This window comes from Streptomyces sp. MGP-P1, from assembly GCF_057766565.1.
In genome coordinates this window covers 658392-680281 of record NZ_JBYMEM010000007.1, presented here as the reverse complement: position 1 = coordinate 680281, position 21890 = coordinate 658392, and the positions used below count along the sequence as shown (strand labels likewise).

The window sequence follows — 21890 nt, the reverse complement described above, 5'->3', positions numbered from 1 at the left end:
GCCGTTCGGGTCGGGTGCGCGGGGGCCGTGTCCGTGGCATGGGTCGCGCTCGCCCGGGGCGTGTCCGCCGCCGGGGTCGTGTCCGCCCCGGGCGCGTTCGCCCCGGGCGCGTTCGCCCCGGGCGCGTTCGCGCGTGCCGCGTCCGGGCGTGCCGCGTCCGGGCGGCTCATCGGGCGCTCACGGTGTCAGCGCGTCGCGGGAGACCAGCCTGCCGTCCCGGAAGCAGAGCCGGTACGCGTCTCCGGACCGGTCGTCGAAGCGGTCGGCCGTCATCGCGTAGAACTCGCACGTCACCCCTCGTTCCTCCGGCCCGGCGCCCGCGGGCCGCTCCACCGACTGCCGGTCCGGCAGCACCTTCCGTAGGTCGGCCCGATCCTGCCCCACCCGCAGCCGGGCGTAGTCGCGCGGGTCGAGGACGGACCGGGACGCGGCCACCGTCTCCCACATCCCGACCCCGGCGAGCAGCACCGCGCCCGCTGCCAGCGGCACGGCCAGCGCGGTGAGCAGGGTGCGGCGGACCCGCCGCCGCGCCCGTCGGTAGCCGGCCGGCCCGGCAAGCACCGCGCCGTCGGCGGCGGGCCGGGGCGCGGGCTGGGCCGGGGCTTGGTGGGGCAGCCGGGCGTCGACGGTGAAGCCGCCGTCCCGGGGCCCGTGGTCGAGGGTGCCGCCGACGAGCCGGACGCGCTCGTCCAGCCCGATGAGGCCTCGGCCCCCATGCCCGGCGAGCCCCCCGCTCTCGTGCCCGGCACGCCCACGCTCCCCGAACGCGGCGAGCCCCCAGCCCTCCTGCCCGGCCGGTCCACGCTCCCCGAACCCGGCGAGCCCTTGGCCTCCCTGCCCGGCCAGGCCACGCTCCCCGAACCCGGCGAGCCCCCAACCCCCCTGCCCGGCCGGCCGTTCGCCCGGGGGCCCGGGCGGTGTCGCCGGATCTCCGTCGCGGACCACCACCCGGGTCTCGGTCGCCGTGTGCGAGAGCTCGACGCGCACGGACCGGCCCGGCGCGTGCTTGGCCGCGTTGGTCAGGCCTTCCTGCACGACCCGGTGGGCGGCGCGTTCGACGGCGGGCGGAAGGCCAGCCGCCTCTCCGGCGACCGTCAGTTCGACGTCGAGCCCGGAGGCGGCCGCGTCGCCGACGAGCCGGGCGATGTCGGAGTCCCGCGGCCCCTCCGGCGGGCCCTCGCTCTCCTCGCGGAGGACGCCGATCACCTCGCCGAGCCGCTCCACCGCCGCGCCGGCCCTGCCCCGGATGTCCTGGGCGGCCTGCCGATGCCGCTCGTCCAGGCCGGGCGCCAGCTTCAGGGCCCCGGCGGACAGGGCGATCAGGCTGAGGTCGTGGCCCAGCACGTCGTGCATGTCCCGGGCGATCCGGGCCCGCTCCAGCAGCCTCGCCTGCTCGGCGACCAACTGCTTCTCCCGCTCCAGCTGTTCGGCCCTCTCCCAGCCGGCCCGGACCAGCTCCCGGTACTGACGGGAGAACCGTCCCACGAACCAGGGCACCAGCACCGCGAGGACGACCACCGCGACGAACTGCGTCCCGAGAGTGAGCAGGGGCGGAAACACCGCCACCGCCACCGCTCCGGCCACGAGCGTCCCGGCCAGGACCAGGACGACGGTTCGACCGCGCCCCGGGCCCCGCCCCGCGACGAACGCGGCGAGCGCGGTCGGCAGGCCCCACCACCAACCGACCAGGCTCAGCGCGCCGAAGGCCGCCGCGGCGGGCACCAGCAGGCCTCCTGGATCCGCCCACCTGGGGCCGGGCCCACGAGCGGTCCTGTTCCTGGGGAAGAAGCTGTTCACGAGGGAGAGGCTACGGAGACCAGGAGCCTTCCGGCACTGCCGAAAGTCACATCTCCGACGCCACGGAGGCGCCCCGCACCGGCCGGGGCGCGGCGAGGTCGAGCGGTGTCTCCACGGGCAGCAGGGCCGCGGCCCTCTCGCGCTCCCCCGCCCGGACCGCCGCGTGCACCTCGCGCGCGAGCGGGGTGACATCGCGGACGGACACGGTCCACTCGTCCGCGTACCGCCGGGCGGCCTCACCGCTCAGCCCGAGCTGGAGGGAACGGTACGGGAGCGGGTTCAGGTCGAGGTCGCGTTCGGGGTCCCACTGGACCCGGGCGGGGGCGGTGCGCAGGCTCCGCTTCCAGGACGCGGCGTCGGGGTGCACATCGCGTGCGTAGTGGGAGAGTTCGGCGTGCGCGAGGGCCCATTCCAGGCCGTTCCGGTCGATCTCGACGGCGAGGACGACCTCCTGCCCCTCCTTCGTGCCCCAGCCGCACCGGTACATCATCCACAGGAAGCTGGGCTTGATCCAGGTCATCCGGTCCCGCTTCCAGGCCTCGGGGAACCGCCCGTCGCGTGCGGCGGGCAGCCCGATGGCGGGGCGGTACGCCTGGTAGACGGTGACGGTGGTGGCTGTCTGCCGGGCGCGGATCTCGTAACGGGGCGGGAGGAGCGGGGCGTTCATGAGTCACAGGATGCGGGAGGCGCCCACGCCGGGGCATCCCGTTTTCCCCCGGCCCAGCCCGGCCCATGGGGAGCCGGTCCCGGGCCCCCGCCGATCGGCGGGGGCCCGGGCCCCCGGCCGGCGGATACCCCCGGCTCCGTTGCGCTGCGAGGCTGCTCGGCGTTGACGTTCACCAGGGGCCTGCCCTCTGGCCTGCAGCAAGGACCCACATGTCTCGCACCACCAATCATTCCCTCCTCCCCCACCGCGGCGCGGCCCGGATACTCGTGGCCGCCTGCACCGCCGGCGCCGTACTGCTCACCGCGTCGGGCGCACGGGCCGACAGCATGTCCACCGAGCGGGTCGTGCAGGCCGCCGAAGCGGTGGAGCGCGTCACGGGGACCGCCGACCTCGTCCCCGGGACCGCCCTCGCGGGTGGTGCCACCCGCTCCGAGGTGCCTACCGACGCGCACCCCGCGCGGATCACCGCCCCCGCCACAGCCGACGGGGCGGTGGAGTCCGCCTACGGCGAGGACACCGTCCGGTTCGGCCTGCCCGGCGGCGCTCACTCCGCCGCCGTACGCAGCACCGGCGGGACGATCGTGTACGCCGACGCCGAGGAGGGATTCGACCTCGCGGTGCAGCCGAACCGGGATGGGGTGCGGGCCCTGGTCACGCTGCGGGACGCACAGGCGCCGACCGAGTACAGCTTCCCGCTCGACCTGCCCGCCGACGCGGTGACCGAGCAGTTGGAGGACGGCAGCATCCTGGTGAGCCAGGGTGACACCTATCTCGGCGCCTTCGACGTGCCCTGGGCGAAGGACGCGAACGGCGAGGACGTGCCCACCGAGTACCGCGTCGAGGGCGGTGCGCTCGTCCAGACCGTGCGTCCCGGGCCGAACACCGCGTACCCCGTGGTCGCCGACCCCGCGTGGTTCATCCCGCTCGCCATCGTCGCCGGGCGGCTCCTGCTGTCCACCGGCGTCAAGAGCATCTCCAAGCACGCCGCCCAGCGGATGGCCCAGCGGGGCATCAGCGAGGAAATGGTCGCGCGTACCGTGAAGAACGGCAAGAAGACCAAGGGCAAGTCGGCCGGTACCTGGAAGTACGTCAGCGGAAAGATCTGGGTCGTGGTCAACAAGGCCGGCAACGTCGTGTCCGTCGGCCGCAACTGACCCCCACTCCCCTGGAGCGGAACGGAAGGGAACCCATGTACATCGAGTACGACCGCGAGAACGACCTCGCGTACGTCTCCCTCGTCGAGCACATCGCGGACGGAGCCGCCGTCCGGCAGGTCACCGTCGAGACCCCCGGCGGGGGCGCGGACCTGAACCTCGACTTCGACGAGGCGGGGCGGCTGCTCGGCATCGAGGTCGTCGGAGCCCGCGCCGGGTTGCCGGAGGAGCTTCTCCGTCCGGCCCCGCGCACCGACCGGTAAGAACGAACGGCAGGGCGGAAACCGGTCGGACCGGGAAACCGGTCAGGCCGGAAGAGACGGTCAGGCCGGAAGAGACGGTCAGGCCGAGAAACCGGTCAGGCCGGAGAAGACCGTCAGGCCGGGAACTCGGCTCGGACGAGGAAGCCGCCGCCGGGAAGCCGCGCCGCGGTGAACGAGCCTCCCAGCAGGTGTGCCCGTTCCCGCAGGCCGACGAGGCCGTTGCCGCCGGCGGGCAGCCCCGGCGGGGCGGCCGTCCCGTCGGCGGCGGTGTTGCGCACCTCCACGCGCAGTCGCCCGGCGACGAGCCCCACCCGCACCTCGCTCCCGGCGCCGGGAGCGTGTTTGCGTACGTTGGTGAGCGCTTCCTGCACCGTCCGGTACGCGGCACGTTCCACGGCTTCGGGAAGCGGGCCCGCCAGGTCCCCCAGGTGCAGCTCGACGGGCAGAGCGCTCTCCTCCACCAGCGTGCCCAGGTCGGCGATGCGGGGCTGCGGGGCGAGGTCCCGGGTGTTCCCGCCGTCCGCGCGCAACACCCCGACCAGGTGCTGGAGCTCGGTGAGCGTTTCCACCGACAGGCCGCGGATCACTCCCGCCGCTTCCCGTACCCCGGGAGCGTCGGCCTCCGCGACCTGGATCACCCCCGCCTGCAGGCTGATGAGGCTGACCTTGTGGGCGACGACGTCGTGCATCTCCCGGGCCAGCCTGGCCCGTTCGGTGGCCAGGGTGTTGCGCGCCAGCAGCCGGTGCTCACGCTCCCTGCTCTCCGTGATCTCGCGCAGCCTCTCCCGCCGCTGCCGGGCCGACCGGCCCAGCACGAAGGCGCCGACGCCGAGCGCGCAGGAGTCGAGCGTGCCCAGCACGGTGTCGTGGTCGAGTCGGAGCAGGGCGATGTCCCCGATCGGGACGGGGAGGAACTGCGCCAGCGCGACCAGCACCGCACCGACGGCCCCGGGGATCGGGCTGCGGCGGTGGGTCGCCAGGAAGTACAGGGCGATCAGCGGCGCGAACGCCAGATGGCCGAGGTAGAACCCGGGGAGGCCCGCCGCGAGCGCCAGTTCGGGCTGCCGCCGCCGCAGGACGAGCGCCCCGGCGGCGGCGAGAGCGCCCCACAGCACCGGGCCCGCCTGGGCGGCGTTGACGACCAGCCCGTCCAGGGCGGCCACGCCCACCGGAAGGCCGGCCGACCTGAGCCGCCGCAGGTTCCGCGCTCCGGAGGTCCGGGGCGGCCGCTGCGGCGTCGGCTGGTGCTGCTGGTGCTGCTGGTGCTGCTGGTGCTGGTGCTGCTGCTGCTGCTCGGGCGGTTGTTGCGGTGGGGCGCTCCGCCGTACCGCTGCCGGCCGTACGTCGGCGCTCATCGCTCCCGTACCGGCGGGTCGGCCAACCCGGCACGGTCGGCGACGACGGCGGCCTGGACCCGGTTGACGCCGCCCAGCTTCGCGAGCACCGAGCTGACGTGGTCCTTCACCGTGCCGTGGGCCAGGTACAGCCGCCCGGCGATGTCGCCGTTGGAGAGGCCGCGGCGCACCAGGGCGAGCACATGACGTTCCCGTTCGGTCAGGACCGCCACCCGGCGCGCCGCGTCACGCGTGGTGGCGGAGGCCCGGCAGCCGTCGACGACCGGGGCCATGGCCCCGGGGGCGAGGACGCGGCCGCCGCCCGCCAGCACCCTTACGGCGTGCTTCAGTTGCTCGGGGGACGAGTTCTTCATCAGGAAGCCGGCCGCTCCGGCTGTCAGGGCGGCTTCCACGTACTCCCCCGCGTCGAACGTCGTCAGCATCGCGATCGCGGGGGCCGGCGACAGGGCGGCGATCTGCCCCAGCACGGCCAGTCCGTCCACGTCGGGCATCCGGATGTCCAGCAGCAGCACGTCCGGCCGGTGGCGCGCGACCGTCGCCGCCGCCTCCGCCCCGCCGCAGTCCGCCACCACCCCGATGTCCCCCGCCGAGTCGAGGATCGCCCGCAAACCCGAACGAACCAACAGCTCGTCATCCACGACGACGACCCTGATCACCTGTGTTTCCCCCCTGCCCCGCACTCCACGAGCCCACAAAGGGTATGACAAACACAAAACCGCCCGCCCGTAGCACCATCGCTACGAGCGGGCGGGAACCCGGGCCGGGGTGGTCAGTGGTTGCGCGGGAAGCCGAGGTCCACGCCGGCGGGGGCGTCGGCCGGGTCGGGCCAGCGGGTGGTGACGACCTTGCCGCGCGTGTAGAAGTGCACGCCGTCGTTGCCGTAGATGTGGTGGTCGCCGAAGAGCGAGTCCTTCCAGCCGCCGAAGGAGTGGTAGCCCACGGGGACCGGGATCGGGACGTTGACGCCGACCATGCCTGCCTCGACCTCCAGCTGGAAGCGGCGGGCCGCGCCGCCGTCGCGGGTGAAGATCGCGGTGCCGTTGCCGAACGGGGAGGCGTTCATGAGGGCGACGCCGTCCTCGTAGGTGTCCACGCGGAGCACGCACAGCACCGGGCCGAAGATCTCGTCCCTGTACGCGTCGGAGTCGGTGGAGACCTTGTCCAGGAGGGAGAGGCCGATCCAGTGGCCGTCCTCGAAGCCCTCGACGGTGTGGCCGGTGCCGTCCAGGACGACCTCCGCGCCCTGGGCGGCGGCGCCCGTGACGTAGGAGGCGACCTTGTCGCGGTGGGCGGCCGTGATCAGGGGACCCATCTCGGAGGCGGGGTCGTTGCCGGGGCCGATCGTGATCTTCTCGGCGCGCTCACGGATCTTCGCGACCAGTTCGTCGCCGATCGCGCCGACCGCGACGACGGCGGAGATCGCCATGCAGCGCTCGCCCGCGGAGCCGTACGCCGCCGAGACCGCCGCGTCGGCGGCCGCGTCCAGGTCGGCGTCCGGGAGGACGAGCATGTGGTTCTTCGCGCCGCCCAGCGCCTGGACGCGCTTGCCGTTGGCGGAGGCGGTGGCGTGGATGTGGCGGGCGATGGGGGTGGAGCCGACAAAGGAGACGGCGGCCACGTCGGGGTGGTTCAGCAGGCCGTCGACGGCGACCTTGTCGCCGTGCAGGACGTTGAGGACGCCGTCCGGGAGGCCGGCCTCCGAGGCCAGCTCGGCCAGCAGGTTGGCGGCCGAGGGGTCCTTCTCGCTGGGCTTCAGCACGAACGTGTTGCCGCAGGCGATGGCCAGCGGGAACATCCACATCGGCACCATGGCCGGGAAGTTGAACGGCGTGATGCCCGCGACGACGCCCAGCGACTGGCGGATCGAGGAGACGTCGACCCGGTTGGACACCTGGGTGGACAGCTCGCCCTTGAGCTGGGTGGTGATCCCGCAGGCCAGCTCGACGATCTCCAGACCGCGGGCGACCTCGCCCAGCGCGTCCGAGTGCACCTTGCCGTGCTCGGCGGTGATCAGCGCGGCGATGTCGTCGCGGTGGGCGTCGAGCAGGGCGCGGTAGCGGAAGAGGACGGTGGTGCGCTGGGCGAGCGAGGAGGTGCCCCACGTCGCGTACGCGGCCTTCGCCGCCGCCACGGCCGCGTCGACCTCCTCCACGGAGGCGAGCGCGACCTGGGTGGTGACGGCGCCGGTGGCGGGGTCCGTGACGGGACCGTACTGGCCCGACGTGCCCTCCACTGTCTTGCCGCCGATCCAGTGGTTGACGGTCTTCGTCATGACGTACTCCTTCAGGCTTCTTGCCGCTCCGGCCGGTGCGAGTGGCTTCGAGCGGGTTCGCGCGGGTTCAGGCGGGCTTCACAGATGGCGGCGTCGGGCGGCGACCTGCCGGTCGTACTCCTCCCGGGCCTTGACCGCCGCCGGGCGGCTCGCGGTCTCGGCTACCGGAACATCCCACCACGCCTGTGCCGGAGGGGGGCCCGACACTGTGTCGGGCGTTTCGGTCTCGACGTAGACACAAGTGGGGCCCTCCGCGCCACGGGCCTCGGAGAGTGCCGCGCGCAGGTCGTCGACGGTGGTGGCGCGCAGGACGCGCATGCCGAGGGAGGCCGCGTTGGCGGCCAGGTCGACGGGGAGCGGCGGGCCGGTGAAGCCGCCGTCGGCGTCCCGGCGGCGGTAGGCCGTGCCGAAGCCCTCGGCGCCGACCGTCTCGGAGAGGCCGCCGATGGAGGCGTATCCGTGGTTCTGCAGGATGAGCAGCTTCAGCGGCAGGTTCTCCTGGACGGCGGTGACGATCTCGGTGGGGTTCATGAGGTACGTGCCGTCGCCGACGAGCGCCCAGACGGGGCGGCGCGGCGTACGGACTCCGTCGGCGAGCAGGACGCCGATCGCGGCGGGGATCTCGTAGCCCATGCAGGAGTAGCCGTACTCGACGTGGTACTGGTCGCGGGAGCGGGTGCGCCAGAGCTTGTGCAGGTCGCCGGGGAGGGAGCCCGCGGCGTTGACGATGATGTCGTCCTCGGTGACCAGGGCGTCCAGCAGGCCGAGGGCCTGGGTCTGGGTGGGGCGTGCGGTGGGGTCGGGGGTGGCGAAGGATGCCTCGACCCGTGCCTCCCACGCTTCCTTCGCGCCGGTGTACTCCGTCTCGTACGCCGGGTCGACCCGGTAGCCGCGTCCGGCGAGCGCCGCCGTGAGCGCCTCCAGGCCCGCGCGGGCGTCGGCGACCAGGGGGAGGGCGGCCAGCTTGTGGGCGTCGAAGCCAGTGATGTTGAGGTGGAGGAAGCGGACGGCCGGATCGGCGAAGAGCGTGCCGGAGGCGGTGGTGAAGTCGGAGAAGCGGGTGCCGACGCCGATCACCAGGTCGGCGGTGCGGGCCAGTTGGTCGGCGGTGGCGGTGCCGGTGTGGCCGATGCCGCCGACGTCGGCCGGGTGGTCGTGGCGGAGCGCGCCCTTGCCCGCCTGGGTGGAGGCGACCGGGATGCGGGTCGCGGCGGTGAACGCGGCGAGCGTCTCCTCGGCCGCGCTGTGCCGGACCCCGCCGCCGGCGACGATCAGGGGGCGGCGGGCGGAGCGTACCGCCCGTACCGCGGTCTCCAGTTCGTACGCGTCGGGGGCGGGCCTGCGGACGTGCCAGTCGCGCTCGGCGAAGAACTCCCGCGGCCAGTCGTACGCCTCCGCCTGCACGTCCTGCGGCAGCGCGAGCGTGACGGCGCCGGTCTCGGCGGGGTCGGCGAGGACGCGCATCGCCTGCAACGCGGCCGGGATCAGCGCCTCGGGCCGGGTGATCCGGTCGAAGTAGCGCGAGACGGGGCGCAGACAGTCGTTGACCGAGACATCGCCCGCGTAGGGCACTTCCAGCTGCTGGAGTACGGGGTCGGCGGGGCGGGTCGCGAAGGTGTCGCCGGGCAGGAGGAGGACGGGCAGGCGGTTGATCGTCGCGAGGGCGGCCCCGGTGACGAGGTTGGTGGCCCCCGGGCCGATGGACGTGGTCACCGCGTGCGCGGAGAGCCGCCCCGACTGACGGGCGTATCCGACGGCCGCGTGCACCATGGCCTGTTCGTTGCGGCCCTGGAGGTAGGGCATGCGGTGCGCGGGCCCGCTCCCGTCGCCGCTGCCGCTCCGGCCGCCGCCCGCCTCGACGAGTGCCTGGCCGATGCCCGCGACGTTCCCGTGCCCGAAGATGCCCCAGGTGGCGCTGATGAGCCGCTGTCGGCGGCCGTCGCGCTCGGTGTACTGCCGGGCCAGGAAGGCGACCAGGGCCTGAGCGGTGGTCAGCCGGCGGGTCGGGCCGTGGGGGTTCACGGAGCTCGTCGGGCTCGCGGAACGCGTCGGGTTCGCGGGACTCGTCGGGTGCGCGGGACTCGTCGGGCTCGCGGGACTCGTCGGGCTCAAGGCGTTACCTCCGGGCCGGGCGACGGATGCGCCGTGTACAGCGGGAGTCTGGCGTCGATCGGCTCGCCTGGCCAGGTGTCGCGGATCCATCGGTGGTCGGGGTGGTCGCGGATCAGCCAGGCGCGCTCCTCCCCCGGCCCGGCCATCACGTTCAGGTAGTACAGCGTCCGGCCGGGCGGGGCGATGGACGGCCCGTGCCAGCCGTCGGGGATGAGGACGGCGTCGCCGCCGCGCACTTCGGCGAGGACGTCCGTACCGCCCTCGCGCGACGGGGAGACCCGGTGGTAGCCGATCCCGCCGTCCGCGACCTCGAAGTAGTAGATCTCCTCCAGTTCGCACTCCTCGCCCGGCACGTGCTCGTCGTGCTTGTGGGGCGGGTACGAGGACCAGTTGCCACCGGGGGTGAGCACCTCGACGGCGATCAGCCGGTCGCAGTCGAAGGTGTCGGCGGCGGCGAAGTTGTTCACCTGGCGCGAGCAGGTCCCGGAGCCGCGCAGCTCGACGGGTACCTCCGGCGCGGGGCCGTAGCGAGCGGGGAGTCGTCGCTCGCACTTCGCTCCTGCCAGGGCGAAGCGGCCACCTGCGCCGGAGGCGATCTGTGCGTGGGAGTCGCGCGGTACGTAGGCGAAGTCGGAGACCCCGCTGAACACGCTTTCCCGGCCCAGCAGTTCAAAGGTCTCGCCTGCCGTAAGCACCGTACATGCACCGGCCAACGGCAGGACGATCCATTCGCTTCCGCCGGTGTCGAGCGTGTGAACTTCTCCCGGTTCCAGCTCCAGCACCCGCAGGGCCGACCGGTCCCAGCCGGCCCGCTCGGGGTCGATGTCCACGGCGTACGCCCCGCGCGCGACGCTGCCGGCCGGCAGGTGGTACCGGTGGTCCCGCTCAGGGGGGTGATGCTTCGTCATGGCTCTTCCCTACCCGTGCCGAGCAGCGATACGGCGGTGTCGACGGCACACGCCACGTCCCCGTCGACCGGGTAGAGCAACGAGCGGCCCACGACCAGCCCCCGCACGGTGGGCAGCCGCAGCGCGTCGCGCCATTTCCCGTACGCGGCGTCCTGGTCGTCGCCGACCTCGCCGCCGAGCAGGACGGCGGGCAGGGTGGAGGCTTCCATCGCCCGGGCCATGGCGTCGGGGTCGTCGGTAACGGGGACCTTCAGCCAGGTGTACGCGGACGTCCCGGCGAGGCCCGACGCGATGGCGATGGAGGTCGCCACGGCTGCGGCGCCGAGATCGTTGCGGAGGCGGCCGTCGAGGCGCCGGCAGAGGAACGGCTCGACGAAGACGGGCAGCCGGTGCGCCGCCATCGCGTCGATGGTCCGCGCGGCGGTGTGCAGGGTGTCCAGCGAGCCGGGGTCGTCGTGGTCGATGCGCAGCAGCAGCTTCCCCGCGTCGAACCCGTGGCGGACCAGGTCCTCGGGGCGGTGGCCGGTGAACCGGTCGTCGAGCTCGAACGCGGCTCCGGCCAGCCCGCCGCGGTTCATCGAGCCCATCACGACCTTGTCCTCCAGGGCTCCCAGCAGGAGAAGGTCGTCCAGGACGTCGGCGGAGGCCAGCACTCCGTCCACGCCGGGGCGGGAGAGGGCGAGGCAGAGCCGCTCCAGCAGCTCGAAGCGGTTGGCCATGGCGAGGGGCCGGTCCCCCACCGCGAGCGCGCCGCGCGCGGGGTGGTCCGCCGCGATGATCATCAGCCGGTCGCCCGGGTACCGGATCAGACTCCGCCGCTTGCGTCGCGCGGCGGCCTCGGCGATGGCTTCGGGGCGCTCGGCTCGCAGCCGCACGAGCTCGGCGAGGGAGGGCGCGAGAGGCGTCATGAGCCCGCTCCGGTGGGGGCGTCTCCGGTGGGAGCATCTCCGGCCGGGGCATCGGGGGCCGAGCCGCCGGGGGCCGCCGGGTCGGCTGGGGTATCCGGGTCGGCCGGGGCGTGCGGGGCCGCCGGTGCACCCGGGTCGGCCGGGGTATCCGGGGCATCCGGGTCGGCCGGTGCACCCGGGGCCACCGGTGCACCCGGGTCGGCCGGGGTATCCAGGGCTGCCGGGGTATCCGGGGCTGCCGGGGCGTGCGGGGCCGCCGGGGCACCCGGGTCGGCCGTCACGGCTCCGGCCGCGAGGGCCCCCTCGACCTCGTGTGGGAAGGGCATCGCGGACGAGCAGGCGAGCCGGGAGGCGACGATGGCGCCGGCCGCGTTCGCGTACCGCACGAGGCGGTCCAGCGGCCATCCGGCGAGCAGCCCGTGGCAGAGCGCGCCGCCGAACGCGTCCCCCGCGCCGAGTCCGTTGACCACGTCCACGGGCAGGGGCGGGCAGTCGGCGGTGGTGCCGTCGCGGTGGACGGCGAGCACGCCCTTGGGGCCCTGTTTGACGACGGCGAGCTCCACCCCGGCCGCGAGCAGGGCCCGGGCCGCGGCGTACGGTTCGCGTTCGCCGGTCGCGATGCGGCACTCGTCGATGTTGCCGACGGCGACCGTGGCGTGGGCCAGCGCCTCGCGGTACCGCGCGGGAGCCTCAGCGCTGTCGTCGCCGCCGTCCCAGAACATGGGCCGCCAGTCGAGGTCGAAGACGGTCGCCGTGCGCGGCGCACCGGCCGGGCGGGCGTCGGCCGTCCTCGCGCCGCGTGCCGCGAGGGCGGCCAGGGTGGCGGAGCGGCTGGGCTCGGCGCACAGTCCGGTGCCGGTCATCCAGAAGATCCGGGCCTCGCGCACCGCGTCCAGGTCCAGCTCCGGCGCGTGGATCTCCAGATCGGGGGCCTTGGGGTGCCGGTAGAAGTAGAGCGGGAAGTGGTCCGGCGGGAAGATCTCGCAGAAGGTGACCGGGGTCGGATACTCCGCCACGGCCGTCGCCCAGCGGGCGTCCACCCCGAACCGTTCCAGCTCCTGGTGGAGATAGGCGCCGAAGGCGTCCTGCCCGGTCCGGGTGATCACGGCCGTCCGCCGCCCCAGCCGGGCCGCCGCCACCGCGACGTTCGTCGGGGAGCCGCCGAGGAACTTGCCGAACGTCTCGACCCGGGCGAGCGGTACCCCGACCTCCAGGGGGTAGAGGTCCACCCCGATCCGCCCCATGGTGATCACGTCGTACGGCTCAGACATGCCCATCCCTTCGACCACCGGTGGCCGGCTGGTCCCAGGTCTAGTCCCCTCCCCGGAACCCTGTCAACATTTTGTCCGGACATTCGGACGAAGCCTTGACACTCTTCGGCATGGGCCTCAAGGCTGGGCGGTATGACCCCCTCCGTCCGTCCCCCGGCCCGCATCCGTATCGGCTCGGCCCCCGACTCCTGGGGTGTCTGGTTCCCCGACGACCCGCGTCAGGTGCCGTGGCGGCGCTTCCTCGACGAGGTGGCCGAGGCCGGGTACGCGTGGATCGAACTCGGCCCGTACGGCTATCTGCCCACCGACCCGGCGCGGCTGGCCGACGAGACCCGCGAGCGGGGGCTCACCGTCTCCGCCGGGACCGTCTTCACCGGACTGCACCACGGCCCGGACGTCTGGGACCGGACATGGGCGCATGTCGCGGACATCGCCGGACTGACCCGGGCCATGGGCGCCGAGCACCTGGTCGTCATCCCGTCCTTCTGGCGCGACGACAAGACGGGCGAGGTGCTGGAGGACCGGGTGCTCACGCCCGCGCAGTGGCGTGAGCTGACCGCGCAGACGGAGCGGCTGGGCCGGGAGGTCCGGGAGCGGTTCGGGCTGCGCATCGTCGTCCACCCGCACGCCGACACCCACATCGACACCGAGGAGAACGTCAACCGCTTCCTGGACGCCACCGATCCGGATCTCGTCTCGCTCTGCCTGGACACCGGGCACTACGCCTACTGCGGCGGGGACAGCGTCAAGCTCATCGAGACGTACGGGGAACGCATCGGCTACCTCCACCTCAAGCAGGTCGATCCGGAGATCCTGGCGACGGTGGTCGCGGACGAGGTGCCGTTCGGCCCGGCGGTGGCCAGGGGCGTGATGTGCGAGCCGCCCGGCGGGGTGCCCGCCCTGGAGCCGGTCCTGGAAGCGGCCCGGGCCCTGGACGTCGACCTGTTCGCGATCGTGGAGCAGGACATGTATCCGTGCCCGCCGGACAAGCCGTTCCCCATCGCCCGCCGCACCCGGGAGTTCCTCCGCTCCTGCGGAAGGCCCGGCGCCCCGGCCTGAGCCCGCCGGGTGCGTCGGGTTCCGGCCCTCGGCTGCCCGTACCGCCCCGGGTGCGCCGGGTCCGCCGAGTGCGCCGGGTCAGACTCCGGTGCTTCCGTCGACGCGTTCGCGGATCAGATCGGCGTGGCCGCAGTGCCGCGCGTACTCACCGATCATGTGGGTGTAGATCCACCGCAGGGTGACCTGCGCGCCCATGAACGGGCTGGTGTCGTCGAGCGCCCGGGCCGCGCAGTTCTCCCGGGCTCGTGCCACCTCGCTCTCCCACTGGGCGAGCGCCCGCTCGTGGGTGGAGTCCTCGGCGATCTCCCAGCCGCCGTCACGCCCCTCGGCTCCCTCCCCGCCGCCGGCCGGAGGCGCGAAGAGCGGCGGGGCGTCCTCCTGTGCGAGCACGCGGCGGAACCAGTTGCGCTCGACCTCCGCCAGGTGCTGGAGCAGTCCGAGCAGCGTGATCGGCGACGGCGCCGCGGACGCCTCGCGCAGCCCCTTCTCGGGCAGGTCCGCGCACTTCTGGGCGAGGGTGGCGCGGTAGAAGTCGAGCCAGCTCTCCAGGGAGACACGCTCATCGGCGACCAGAGGGGGCATCGGGCGTTCGGAAGTGCTCATGGTCCCCATCGTGGCACCCGGGTCCGACAACGGCTCCGCCTCGCACCAATGGCCCCGGTTCATCCGTTCTGCCACAGGAGTCACCGTTTCGGAACACATATCTCGGTTACGCGTGGTTTCTGTCACAGTCGGTCGACAGCCACACGCCGCCTGGCGCCCGGGGTCGTTCAACCGAGCACGGACTGAATGATCGTCAGTCTGTGCTGCGGAGCGCAGCAGAGCAGAGAAGCGCTGAGAGGTGTCACCGATGACCGACAGAACGCTCTGGTCCTACAAGGACATCGCCGCGCACATCCAGGTCCAGCCGGACACCGTCCGCTCCTATCGCAAGCACGGGCTCCTGCCCCCGCCCGACCAGGTGCAGAACGGGAAGCCGTACTGGTACGGAGACACCGTCCGCGCGTGGGTCGCCTCCCGCCCCCGCAACCGGGGCCGCTGACACTTCCGTCCGCACAGCGCCCCCGCCCGCCCAGTGCCCCACCCTCCCCGGTGAGGGCCCGTCAGCCCCGGGCGGGCGCCCGGAAGAGGGCCGTCCAGAGGAACGGCTCCCCGAAGAGCGGGGATTCGGGAGCCTCGTCGTTCATCCGGCGCAGCTCGATCTCCGTCAGGCCGGAGAAGATCCGTCGCAACGCCTCGGGTGAGTAGGCGAGTCCGCCGTGCAGACCACCCGTCCGGTAGAGCTCGGCGTCCGGCAGCTCCGAGCCCATCCCGCCCTCCCCGGCGGCGAAGCAGGTGAGCGCGAAGTGGCCGCCGGGCGCGAGGCAGCGCTCCAGGAGGGCGAGGTAGCTGATACGCCGGTGGGGCGGCAGGTGGTGGAAGCAACCGGAGTCGTAGATCAGGTCGTAGGGGCCGGCCAGGGCTGCCCCCGCCGTCGTCAGGGCGAACGCGTCACCGCGGTGGAACCGGATGTCGCGGGCCCCCGCCCCTTCTGCCCGCTCCCAAGCCCAGGCGAGCGCTCCCGGGGAGAGGTCGACCGCGTCGACGGTGAAGCCGAGCGAGGCCAGGTGCAGCGCGTTGCGGCCGGGCCCGCAGCCGAGCTCGAGTGCTCTGCCCGGGGTGATCAGCCCCTGCCGGAGATAGGCGTCGAGGTTCTCGTCGGGCTTCTCCACGAAGAACGGCACCGGCTTCGAACGGTCCGCGTAGAAGTCGTCCCACCAGGACGCCCCGTCGGCCGTCCAGCGGTCCGCTTCCGGGGCGAACAGCCCGTCCATCAGCGCCAGTACGTCGTCCGTCGTGTGTATGTTCCGGTCCATCCGGGCCCCCTTTTCCGATGGGGTAATTCTAGGCAGTCGGAGCATGAATTCCCAGGTCAGCGACCCTTTGCCGATGCCGTGGGCAGGCCCCTGGCGTCTTCCGGGGCGGGCGGGGAGGGCGGCCTGCCGGACTCCCCCGGTTCGGTGCCCCGCGGGCCCTCCGGGGCCTGCTCCGGGGGTGTTTCCGGCGTCCCCGAGGGCTGTTTCCGAACGGCTTCCCCGTCCCCTTCGCTGAGGCCGAACCTTCGGTGGAGGGAGCGCAGGGGCGCGGGGGCCCACCAGGTGGAGCGGCCCATCAGCTTCATCACCGCGGGGACCAGCAGGCCTCGCACCACCATGGCGTCCATCAGGACGGCCAGGGCGATGCCGAGTCCCAGCATCTTGGTGTTGGTGACCCGCGAGGTGCCGATGGCCACCATGACGACCGCGAGGATCACGGCGGCCGCGGTGATCAGTCCGCCGGTGTGCCGGAGTCCGAAGGTGACGGAGTGCTCGTGGTCACCCGTGCGGTCGTGCTCCTCCTTGATCCGGGATATCAGGAAGACCCCGTAGTCCATGGAGAGTCCGAAGGCGACGCAGAACATCAGGACGGGCAGCGTCGTCTCGATGTCGCCCGTACTGGTGAAGGCGAGCAGCCCGGAGAGATTCCCGTCCTGGAAGACCCAGACCACCGCTCCGAACATCGCGGTCAGGCTGAGGGCGTTGAGCACGACCGCCTGGAGCGGGATGAGCACACTGCCGGTGAGCAGGAAGACCAGAAGCAGGGTGACCACCACGATGATCCCCACCGCCCAGGGCAGCCGGTCGCCTATGGCGTCCTTCGAGTCGACGAGGACCGCGGCCGTGCCCGTCACCGAGGTGTCGAGGGAGGAGGCGGAGGGCACGGCCCTCAGATCCCGTACGAGCTGTTGGGCCTCCTCTCCGACGGCTTCCCCCTCGGGCAGCACGCCGTAGAAGGCGACGGAGTCCCCGGTGACCGGGCCGTCGACCCGCAGGACACCGGGGAGCCCTTCGATGCGGCTCTTCAGCTCCGCGTACTCGGCGGGGGACCCCTGGCCCTCGGCCAGCACCTCCAGGCCGCCGCCGGGGCTGCCGGGGAACCCGTCGCGGATGTGTTCCTGGACGACCCGGGACTCCGCTCCGGCCGGCAGCTGACGGTCGTCCGCCGTGCCGAACTTGACTCCCAGGAAGGGCAGTCCGAGCAGCAGGAGCCCGACGGTGGTGACGACGGCGAAGACGGGCGCCCTGCGCATCACCAGCACGGCCAGCCGCGCCCACCCCCTGCCGGGCGCCGCCCCGGCGTCGGCGGTCGCCTTCTTCCGGCGACGGAACAGGCGGCGCAGGTCCAGCGAGTTGACCCGGTGGCCGAGCAGCACGAGTGCGGCGGGCAGCAGGATCAGCGCGGCAGCGGCGGCCAGGAGGACCACGGCGATCCCGGCGTAGGCGAAGGACCGCAGGAAGTACTGCGGGAAGACGAGCATGGCCGACAGGGACACCGCCACGGTCAGCGCCGAGAACAGCACCGTACGCCCGGCGGTCCGCAGCGTCGCGCCGACCGCGCTCCGGGGGTCCGCCCCGCCGGCCAGCTCCTCGCGGAAGCGGCGGACGATGAACAGGGCGTAGTCGATGGCGAGTCCGAGGCCGAGCGCCGTGGTGAGGTTCATGGCGAAGACCGAGACGTCGGTGAACTCCGTCAGGCCCCGCAGTACGGCGTTGGTGCCGAGGATGGCGACGATGCCGACGCCCAGCGGCAGCATCGCGGCGACGGCGCTGCCGAAGACCATGACCAGCAGGACGAGCGTCACCGGCAGGGCGATCAGCTCGGCCCGCAGCAGGTCCTCCTGGATGATCGTCTGCATCTCGTGCTGCACCGCCACGGGTCCGCCGAGGGAGACCGTCACCGGCCCCCGCTCCCCCGCGAAGGCCGGGGCGATCCGGTCGAGGGTCTCGCCCGCGGTCTTCTCGTCGCCCCCGATCCGGGCGGCGATGACCGCCTCGTGACCGTCCTCGGAGCGCAGGGCGGGGGACGCGGTCTCCCAGTAGGACCCGATGCCCGAGATCCCCGGCTCGGCCTTCAGCCGCTCGACCAGGCGGGCGGCCTCGGCGGCCACCGCCGGGTCGTCGACGGTCGCGGAGCCGCTGTCCACCAGCAGGAGCAGGTTGGGCTGGGAGGCGGGGAACTCCCTCGCCAGCACCTCGGTCGCGTAGGTCGACTCGGCGTCGGGGGCCTGCCAGCCGCCGCTGCCCATCCGGTCCGCCACCCCGCTCCCCGCGAAGACGGCGAGCGCGGTGATCACCAGCGCGGCCAACAGCGCGAGCCGCGGCCGGGCGGTGACGAACCGGGTCCAGCCGCCGATCGAGGGCGGCGCGGAACGGTTGACTTCGGACATGGTGCGGTGTCCCCTTCACCGAGACCCGGGCAGCACAGGGCAGCATGGGTCGGTCGTTGCCACTTACCCTGGCAAACACGAGTAGTCGCTCGCGTTTCACTAGAATGCGAGCGAGCACTCGTATTTGTCAACCGCATCATGAGAGCCGGGGATTGACCGTGTCGGAGGCCAAAGCCACCAAGGGCGCCGCAGCGGACGGAGCGGAAGGCGGAGCGCCGGGATCCGCCCGCCCGCGGCGCCGCCAGGCCCGCGGCGAGGCCCGTATCGCCCAACTGCTCCAGGCCGCCGCCAGCGTCTTCTGCACCAGCGGCTACACCGCGTCGAGCACCAACGCCATCGCCCGCGAGGCCGGGGTGTCACCGGGCACGCTCTACCAGTTCTTCCCGAACAAGGAGGCCATCGCCGTCGAGCTGGGCGACCAGCTGCTCAACCGCTGGCGGGACACCTACGGCGCCGCCTTCGCCCAGAGCCACATCGAGCTGCCGCTCGACCGCACGCTGGACGCCATCCTCGACCCGCTGATCGCCTTCAACTGCGAGAACCCGGCCTTCTCCGTCCTGATGCACGGCTCGGAGATCCCCGGCCGGATCACCGAGGAGCACGACACACTGCACGCCACGATGCTGACGCGGGTCGAATCGGTGCTCGCCGGCTACCTCCCGGACGTACCGGGCGACCAGGTCCGCCGCATCGCCGACATGAGCTTCATGCTCTTCAAGGCCGGACTGGACCTGATCATGGCCCACGAGGGCGAGGAGCGCGCGGCCTACACCCAGGAGCTGAAGACGATCATGTTCCGCTACCTGGACCCCCTGGTCGGCGACGATGTGCGCTGCCGGGCCCAGCAGGCGCCATAGGCGACCCGCACGCGGCCCGGACGACAGCGGGACCGGCACGCGGCGCCACCGGATCGCATTTATACCCCCTAGGGGTATAGTGTTGAGTACGGCGGATCGCCAGGGGGTCCTCCACGGCCCCCCGCGCGCCCCGCCACGCCGCCGTAACGTGTTCGCGAAGAGGAGAACGCCATGACCGCCGAGACAGAGACCACCCAGTCCACCGGTTCCTGCTGCACGCCCACCGGCTCCTGCCACGACGGCGCGACCGACGTGCAGATCGGGCAGGCCGACGGGGTCACCACCGTGTACCAGGTCAAGGGCATGACCTGCGGCCACTGCGAGGGTTCCGTCGCGGAGGAGATCTCCGGGATCGCGGGCGTGACCTCGGTCGCGGCCGTCGCCGCCACCGGCCTGGTCACCGTCACGTCCAAGGCCCCGCTGACCGAGGACGCCGTCCGTGCCGCCGTCGACGAGGCCGGGTACGAGCTCCTCGGCCCGGCCGCCTGAAGGCCGACCGGAGCAGCCGCCACCCCGTTCACCGTCGGGCCGCACCCCACCAGTCGACACAGGTGGGGTGCGGCCCGATCCGCGTCTCCCAGGAGTTCGGCCGCACAGCGGTCGCGGCGGCCCGGGACGGGGAGGCCCGGGGCGTGTTCGGGGTGGCGGACGCGGTCGAGGACAGCAGTGCAGCGGCCGTGAGCGAGCCGCGCACGCTGGGGCCGGCGATGAGCCTGGGGCGGATGCGGCGATCGATGCGAGCGACCTCACACCGGTTCGTGGAGATCTGAAGGTGACGGCTGCCGCGATCCGCCACTCCAGGCGTACGCTGGCCACCATCAGGGGCAACCCCTTCCGGGCCTTCGGGTACCACGTCGCGGCCTCGCCCCTGACTGCAATTGGCCTGCTCAACCCTATGATCGCGGGAGCCGCCATGGCGTTTTCGTCCGTGTTCGTCGTCACGAACGGCCTACCGTCACGTGCCTTCACGTAACTTCCACAAAGAGATTTAGATCACACCGGTTTCAGGGTAACCATCCGGTGGGTTCGTGAGTCTTAGAGTGCGAGCCAAGGATGTCTTGGGGGACGTCCGATGGAGTGTCTTGGGGGACGCTCCTGTGGCAAGCGTTGGCCGGGGCACGTGCACCGGGGAGCTTTGAGCGGCCCTCCCGTGCGTACGTACCCCGGCGGACCGCAGCACAACAGAACAACGGGAGCTTCGGCTCCGTACAGACGCCCGGCCGGATCCCGTGGGGGGAATCCGCTCCGGGATATGGGAAACGCCCCGACCGTCGACCCGTGGGGGGATCGGCGGCGGGGTGTTTCTCGCTTTCCAGCCCGCTCAAGCCCCGTACGCGCCCGCATGAGCCCGCTCGACCGCCGTACGCGCCCCGCGCAAGACCGGTACGCGCCCGCTCGACCGCCGTACGCGCCCCGCGCAAGACCCGTACAACGCCGAATCGCCCCGGACACCGCGCTCTGTGCGAAGCGCGGTACGCGGGGCGAAGGCAGTCGGCCGAAAAGGCCGGGGCACTACAGGGGGTTACGAGGCCCGGGTCAGCGACCCTCGACCGGGACGAAGTCGCGCAGGACCTCGCCCGTGTAGATCTGGCGCGGGCGGCCGATGCGAGAACCCGGCTCCTTGATCATCTCGTGCCACTGGGCGATCCAGCCGGGAAGCCGGCCGAGCGCGAAGAGCACGGTGAACATCTCGGTCGGGAAGCCCATGGCCCGGTAGATCAGACCGGTGTAGAAGTCCACGTTGGGGTAGAGGTTGCGCGAGACGAAGTACTCGTCGGAGAGCGCGTGCTCCTCCAGCTTGAGCGCGATGTCGAGCAGCTCGTCGGACTTGCCGAGCGCGGACAGCACGTCGTGCGCAGCAGCCTTGATGATCTTGGCGCGCGGGTCGAAGGACTTGTACACCCGGTGGCCGAAGCCCATCAGGCGGACGCCGTCCTCCTTGTTCTTCACCTTGCGGATGAAGGAGTCGACGTCGCCGCCGTTGGCCTGGATGCCTTCCAGCATCTCCAGGACCGACTGGTTGGCGCCCCCGTGCAGGGGGCCCCACAGCGCCGAGATGCCGGCGGAGATCGAGGCGAACATGTTCGCCTGCGAGGAGCCGACCAGACGCACGGTGGAGGTCGAGCAGTTCTGCTCGTGGTCCGCGTGCAGGATGAGCAGCTTGTCCAGCGCCGAGACGACGACCGGGTCCAGCTCGTACTCCTGGGCGGGGACCGAGAAGGTCATGCGCAGGAAGTTCTCGACGTACCCGAGGTCGTTGCGCGGGTAGACGAAGGGGTGCCCGATCGACTTCTTGTAGGCGTACGCCGCGATCGTCGGAAGCTTCGCCAGGAGGCGGATCGTCGAGAGGTGACGCTGCTGCTCGTCGAACGGGTTGTGACTGTCCTGGTAGAACGTGGACAGCGCGCTGACGACCGAGGACAGCATGGCCATCGGGTGCGCGTCGCGCGGGAAGCCGTCGAAGAACCGCTTGACGTCCTCGTGCAGCAGCGTGTGCTGGGTGATCTCGTTCTTGAAGGTCGCCAGCTCGTCGACCTTCGGCAGATCGCCGTTGATCAGCGTGTACGCGACCTCGAGGAACGACGAGCGCTCGGCGAGCTGCTCGATCGGGTATCCGCGGTAGCGCAGAATGCCCTGCTCACCGTCGAGGTACGTGACGGCGGATTTATAGGCGGCGGTGTTGCCGTATCCGCTGTCCAGCGTCACCAGGCCGGTATTGGCCCGGAGCTTCCCGATGTCGAAGCCCTCGTCGCCGACGGTGCTGTTGATCACCGGGTAGGTGTACTCGTCGTCGCCGTACCGCAGTACTACAGCGTTGTTGGTGTGCTCGCTCACGTCATCCCTCACCGACGTAGTGCCTCTTCTTCGAGGTGCCCTGACTGTCTTCCACCCTCCCCCATTCGGCTCAGGAGAGTGCACTCGGGGTCGTCCATTGGACTCATTGGCGGCACTGAGTGCCGCCAACTTACTCATCCTGCCCCCTTGACTGCGGTTCCGGAAGACCTCCGTGATGTTTCCCAC

19 protein-coding genes and 1 pseudogene are annotated in these 21890 nt (G+C 72.4%); 7 read left to right on the top strand and 13 right to left on the bottom strand.

The window, feature by feature from the left end; all coding sequences use genetic code 11:
* Window positions 1-177 precede the first annotated feature (177 nt).
* On the bottom strand, window positions 178-1722 hold the full coding sequence (locus AC3CH1_RS24690; protein ID WP_488464930.1) for a sensor histidine kinase: 1545 nt from the start codon (window positions 1720-1722) through the stop codon (window positions 178-180).
* A 121-nt stretch (window positions 1723-1843) separates the two neighbouring features.
* Complete coding sequence (locus AC3CH1_RS24685) at window positions 1844-2464, bottom strand: DUF4291 domain-containing protein (protein WP_488464929.1); 621 nt, start codon at window positions 2462-2464, stop codon at window positions 1844-1846.
* A 209-nt stretch (window positions 2465-2673) separates the two neighbouring features.
* On the opposite strand from AC3CH1_RS24685, the gene AC3CH1_RS24680 reads away from it, so the two are divergent.
* Together AC3CH1_RS24680 and AC3CH1_RS24675 are read left to right on the top strand one after the other, a co-directional pair.
* Window positions 2674-3618 (top strand): DUF4258 domain-containing protein, encoded by a 945-nt coding sequence (locus tag AC3CH1_RS24680; protein WP_488464928.1) that lies wholly within the window; start codon window positions 2674-2676, stop codon window positions 3616-3618.
* Window positions 3619-3653: 35 nt separating this feature from the next.
* Window positions 3654-3881: a DUF2283 domain-containing protein gene (locus AC3CH1_RS24675; RefSeq protein ID WP_488464927.1), complete on the top strand. Its 228-nt coding sequence runs from the start codon at window positions 3654-3656 to the stop codon at window positions 3879-3881.
* 113 nt (window positions 3882-3994) lie between these two features.
* On the opposite strand, the gene AC3CH1_RS24670 is transcribed toward AC3CH1_RS24675, so the two are convergent.
* The 7 genes from AC3CH1_RS24670 to iolC form a co-directional block, all read right to left on the bottom strand.
* Window positions 3995-5236: a sensor histidine kinase gene (locus tag AC3CH1_RS24670; RefSeq protein ID WP_488464926.1), complete on the bottom strand. Its 1242-nt coding sequence runs from the start codon at window positions 5234-5236 to the stop codon at window positions 3995-3997.
* Window positions 5233-5892: a response regulator gene (locus AC3CH1_RS24665; protein WP_488464925.1), complete on the bottom strand. Its 660-nt coding sequence runs from the start codon at window positions 5890-5892 to the stop codon at window positions 5233-5235. Before AC3CH1_RS24665 ends, AC3CH1_RS24670 begins: the two co-directional genes overlap by 4 nt.
* Window positions 5893-6005: 113 nt before the next feature.
* Entirely contained in the window at window positions 6006-7508 is a 1503-nt protein-coding gene (locus AC3CH1_RS24660) for a CoA-acylating methylmalonate-semialdehyde dehydrogenase (protein ID WP_274030154.1), read from the bottom strand.
* Window positions 7509-7586: 78 nt separating this feature from the next.
* Window positions 7587-9530, bottom strand: a complete 1944-nt coding sequence (gene iolD, locus AC3CH1_RS24655) for a 3D-(3,5/4)-trihydroxycyclohexane-1,2-dione acylhydrolase (decyclizing) (RefSeq protein WP_488464924.1) — start codon at window positions 9528-9530, stop codon at window positions 7587-7589.
* Between the two features lie 86 nt (window positions 9531-9616).
* Window positions 9617-10528 carry a 5-deoxy-glucuronate isomerase gene (gene iolB / locus AC3CH1_RS24650; RefSeq protein ID WP_488464923.1) on the bottom strand — a complete coding sequence of 304 codons (912 nt, stop codon included), beginning with the start codon at window positions 10526-10528 and terminating at the stop codon, window positions 9617-9619.
* A complete protein-coding gene (locus AC3CH1_RS24645; protein WP_488464922.1) occupies window positions 10525-11436 on the bottom strand; it encodes a Cgl0159 family (beta/alpha)8-fold protein in 912 nt (303 codons plus the stop codon). The genes iolB and AC3CH1_RS24645 overlap by 4 nt, the downstream gene beginning before the upstream one ends.
* Window positions 11433-12707 carry a 5-dehydro-2-deoxygluconokinase gene (iolC, locus tag AC3CH1_RS24640; protein ID WP_488464921.1) on the bottom strand — a complete coding sequence of 425 codons (1275 nt, stop codon included), beginning with the start codon at window positions 12705-12707 and terminating at the stop codon, window positions 11433-11435. The genes AC3CH1_RS24645 and iolC overlap by 4 nt, the downstream gene beginning before the upstream one ends.
* Before the next feature lie 132 nt (window positions 12708-12839).
* Between iolC and AC3CH1_RS24635 the strand changes: the two genes are divergently transcribed.
* Window positions 12840-13766, top strand: a complete 927-nt coding sequence (locus tag AC3CH1_RS24635; protein WP_488464920.1) for a sugar phosphate isomerase/epimerase family protein — start codon at window positions 12840-12842, stop codon at window positions 13764-13766.
* Between the two features lie 78 nt (window positions 13767-13844).
* On the opposite strand, the gene AC3CH1_RS24630 is transcribed toward AC3CH1_RS24635, so the two are convergent.
* Window positions 13845-14369, bottom strand: coding sequence for a DinB family protein (locus AC3CH1_RS24630; protein WP_488464919.1), 525 nt, complete (start codon window positions 14367-14369; stop codon window positions 13845-13847).
* Between the two features lie 247 nt (window positions 14370-14616).
* Between AC3CH1_RS24630 and AC3CH1_RS24625 the strand changes: the two genes are divergently transcribed.
* Window positions 14617-14808, top strand: coding sequence for a helix-turn-helix transcriptional regulator (locus AC3CH1_RS24625; protein ID WP_018487248.1), 192 nt, complete (start codon window positions 14617-14619; stop codon window positions 14806-14808).
* Between the two features lie 61 nt (window positions 14809-14869).
* On the opposite strand, the gene AC3CH1_RS24620 is transcribed toward AC3CH1_RS24625, so the two are convergent.
* Both AC3CH1_RS24620 and AC3CH1_RS24615 read right to left on the bottom strand, forming a co-directional pair.
* Window positions 14870-15622 carry a class I SAM-dependent methyltransferase gene (locus tag AC3CH1_RS24620; protein WP_488464918.1) on the bottom strand — a complete coding sequence of 251 codons (753 nt, stop codon included), beginning with the start codon at window positions 15620-15622 and terminating at the stop codon, window positions 14870-14872.
* A gap of 56 nt (window positions 15623-15678) precedes the next feature.
* Window positions 15679-18012, bottom strand: a complete 2334-nt coding sequence (locus AC3CH1_RS24615) for an MMPL family transporter (RefSeq protein WP_488464917.1) — start codon at window positions 18010-18012, stop codon at window positions 15679-15681.
* A 158-nt stretch (window positions 18013-18170) separates the two neighbouring features.
* On the opposite strand from AC3CH1_RS24615, the gene AC3CH1_RS24610 reads away from it, so the two are divergent.
* The 3 genes and pseudogenes from AC3CH1_RS24610 to AC3CH1_RS24600 all read left to right on the top strand — a co-directional run.
* Window positions 18171-18869 carry a TetR/AcrR family transcriptional regulator gene (locus AC3CH1_RS24610; protein WP_488464916.1) on the top strand — a complete coding sequence of 233 codons (699 nt, stop codon included), beginning with the start codon at window positions 18171-18173 and terminating at the stop codon, window positions 18867-18869.
* 171 nt (window positions 18870-19040) lie between these two features.
* Window positions 19041-19358 carry a heavy-metal-associated domain-containing protein gene (locus AC3CH1_RS24605; RefSeq protein WP_488464915.1) on the top strand — a complete coding sequence of 106 codons (318 nt, stop codon included), beginning with the start codon at window positions 19041-19043 and terminating at the stop codon, window positions 19356-19358.
* Window positions 19359-19456: 98 nt separating this feature from the next.
* Window positions 19457-19842, top strand: a pseudogene (locus tag AC3CH1_RS24600) (hypothetical protein); the annotation flags it as partial.
* A 563-nt stretch (window positions 19843-20405) separates the two neighbouring features.
* Here the strand turns inward: AC3CH1_RS24600 and AC3CH1_RS24595 are convergent.
* The gene (locus tag AC3CH1_RS24595) at window positions 20406-21704 is read right to left on the bottom strand and encodes a citrate synthase (RefSeq protein WP_018959306.1); all 1299 of its coding nucleotides are present in this window, start codon (window positions 21702-21704) and stop codon (window positions 20406-20408) included.
* Window positions 21705-21890 lie beyond the last annotated feature (186 nt).

Bases quoted from the DNA above. Each gene is read 5' to 3' on its own strand.
- AC3CH1_RS24685 (WP_488464929.1), bottom strand. From the start codon at position 2,464: ATGAACGCCCCGCTCCTCCCGCCCCGTTACGAGATCCGCGCCCGGCAG.
- AC3CH1_RS24680 (WP_488464928.1), top strand. From the start codon at position 2,674: ATGTCTCGCACCACCAATCATTCCCTCCTCCCCCACCGCGGCGCGGCC.
- AC3CH1_RS24675 (WP_488464927.1), top strand. From the start codon at position 3,654: ATGTACATCGAGTACGACCGCGAGAACGACCTCGCGTACGTCTCCCTC.
- AC3CH1_RS24670 (WP_488464926.1), bottom strand. From the start codon at position 5,236: ATGAGCGCCGACGTACGGCCGGCAGCGGTACGGCGGAGCGCCCCACCG.
- AC3CH1_RS24660 (WP_274030154.1), bottom strand. From the start codon at position 7,508: ATGACGAAGACCGTCAACCACTGGATCGGCGGCAAGACAGTGGAGGGC.
- iolB (WP_488464923.1), bottom strand. From the start codon at position 10,528: ATGACGAAGCATCACCCCCCTGAGCGGGACCACCGGTACCACCTGCCG.
- AC3CH1_RS24645 (WP_488464922.1), bottom strand. From the start codon at position 11,436: ATGACGCCTCTCGCGCCCTCCCTCGCCGAGCTCGTGCGGCTGCGAGCC.
- iolC (WP_488464921.1), bottom strand. From the start codon at position 12,707: ATGTCTGAGCCGTACGACGTGATCACCATGGGGCGGATCGGGGTGGAC.
- AC3CH1_RS24635 (WP_488464920.1), top strand. From the start codon at position 12,840: ATGACCCCCTCCGTCCGTCCCCCGGCCCGCATCCGTATCGGCTCGGCC.
- AC3CH1_RS24630 (WP_488464919.1), bottom strand. From the start codon at position 14,369: ATGAGCACTTCCGAACGCCCGATGCCCCCTCTGGTCGCCGATGAGCGT.
- AC3CH1_RS24625 (WP_018487248.1), top strand. From the start codon at position 14,617: ATGACCGACAGAACGCTCTGGTCCTACAAGGACATCGCCGCGCACATC.
- AC3CH1_RS24620 (WP_488464918.1), bottom strand. From the start codon at position 15,622: ATGGACCGGAACATACACACGACGGACGACGTACTGGCGCTGATGGAC.
- AC3CH1_RS24615 (WP_488464917.1), bottom strand. From the start codon at position 18,012: ATGTCCGAAGTCAACCGTTCCGCGCCGCCCTCGATCGGCGGCTGGACC.
- AC3CH1_RS24605 (WP_488464915.1), top strand. From the start codon at position 19,041: ATGACCGCCGAGACAGAGACCACCCAGTCCACCGGTTCCTGCTGCACG.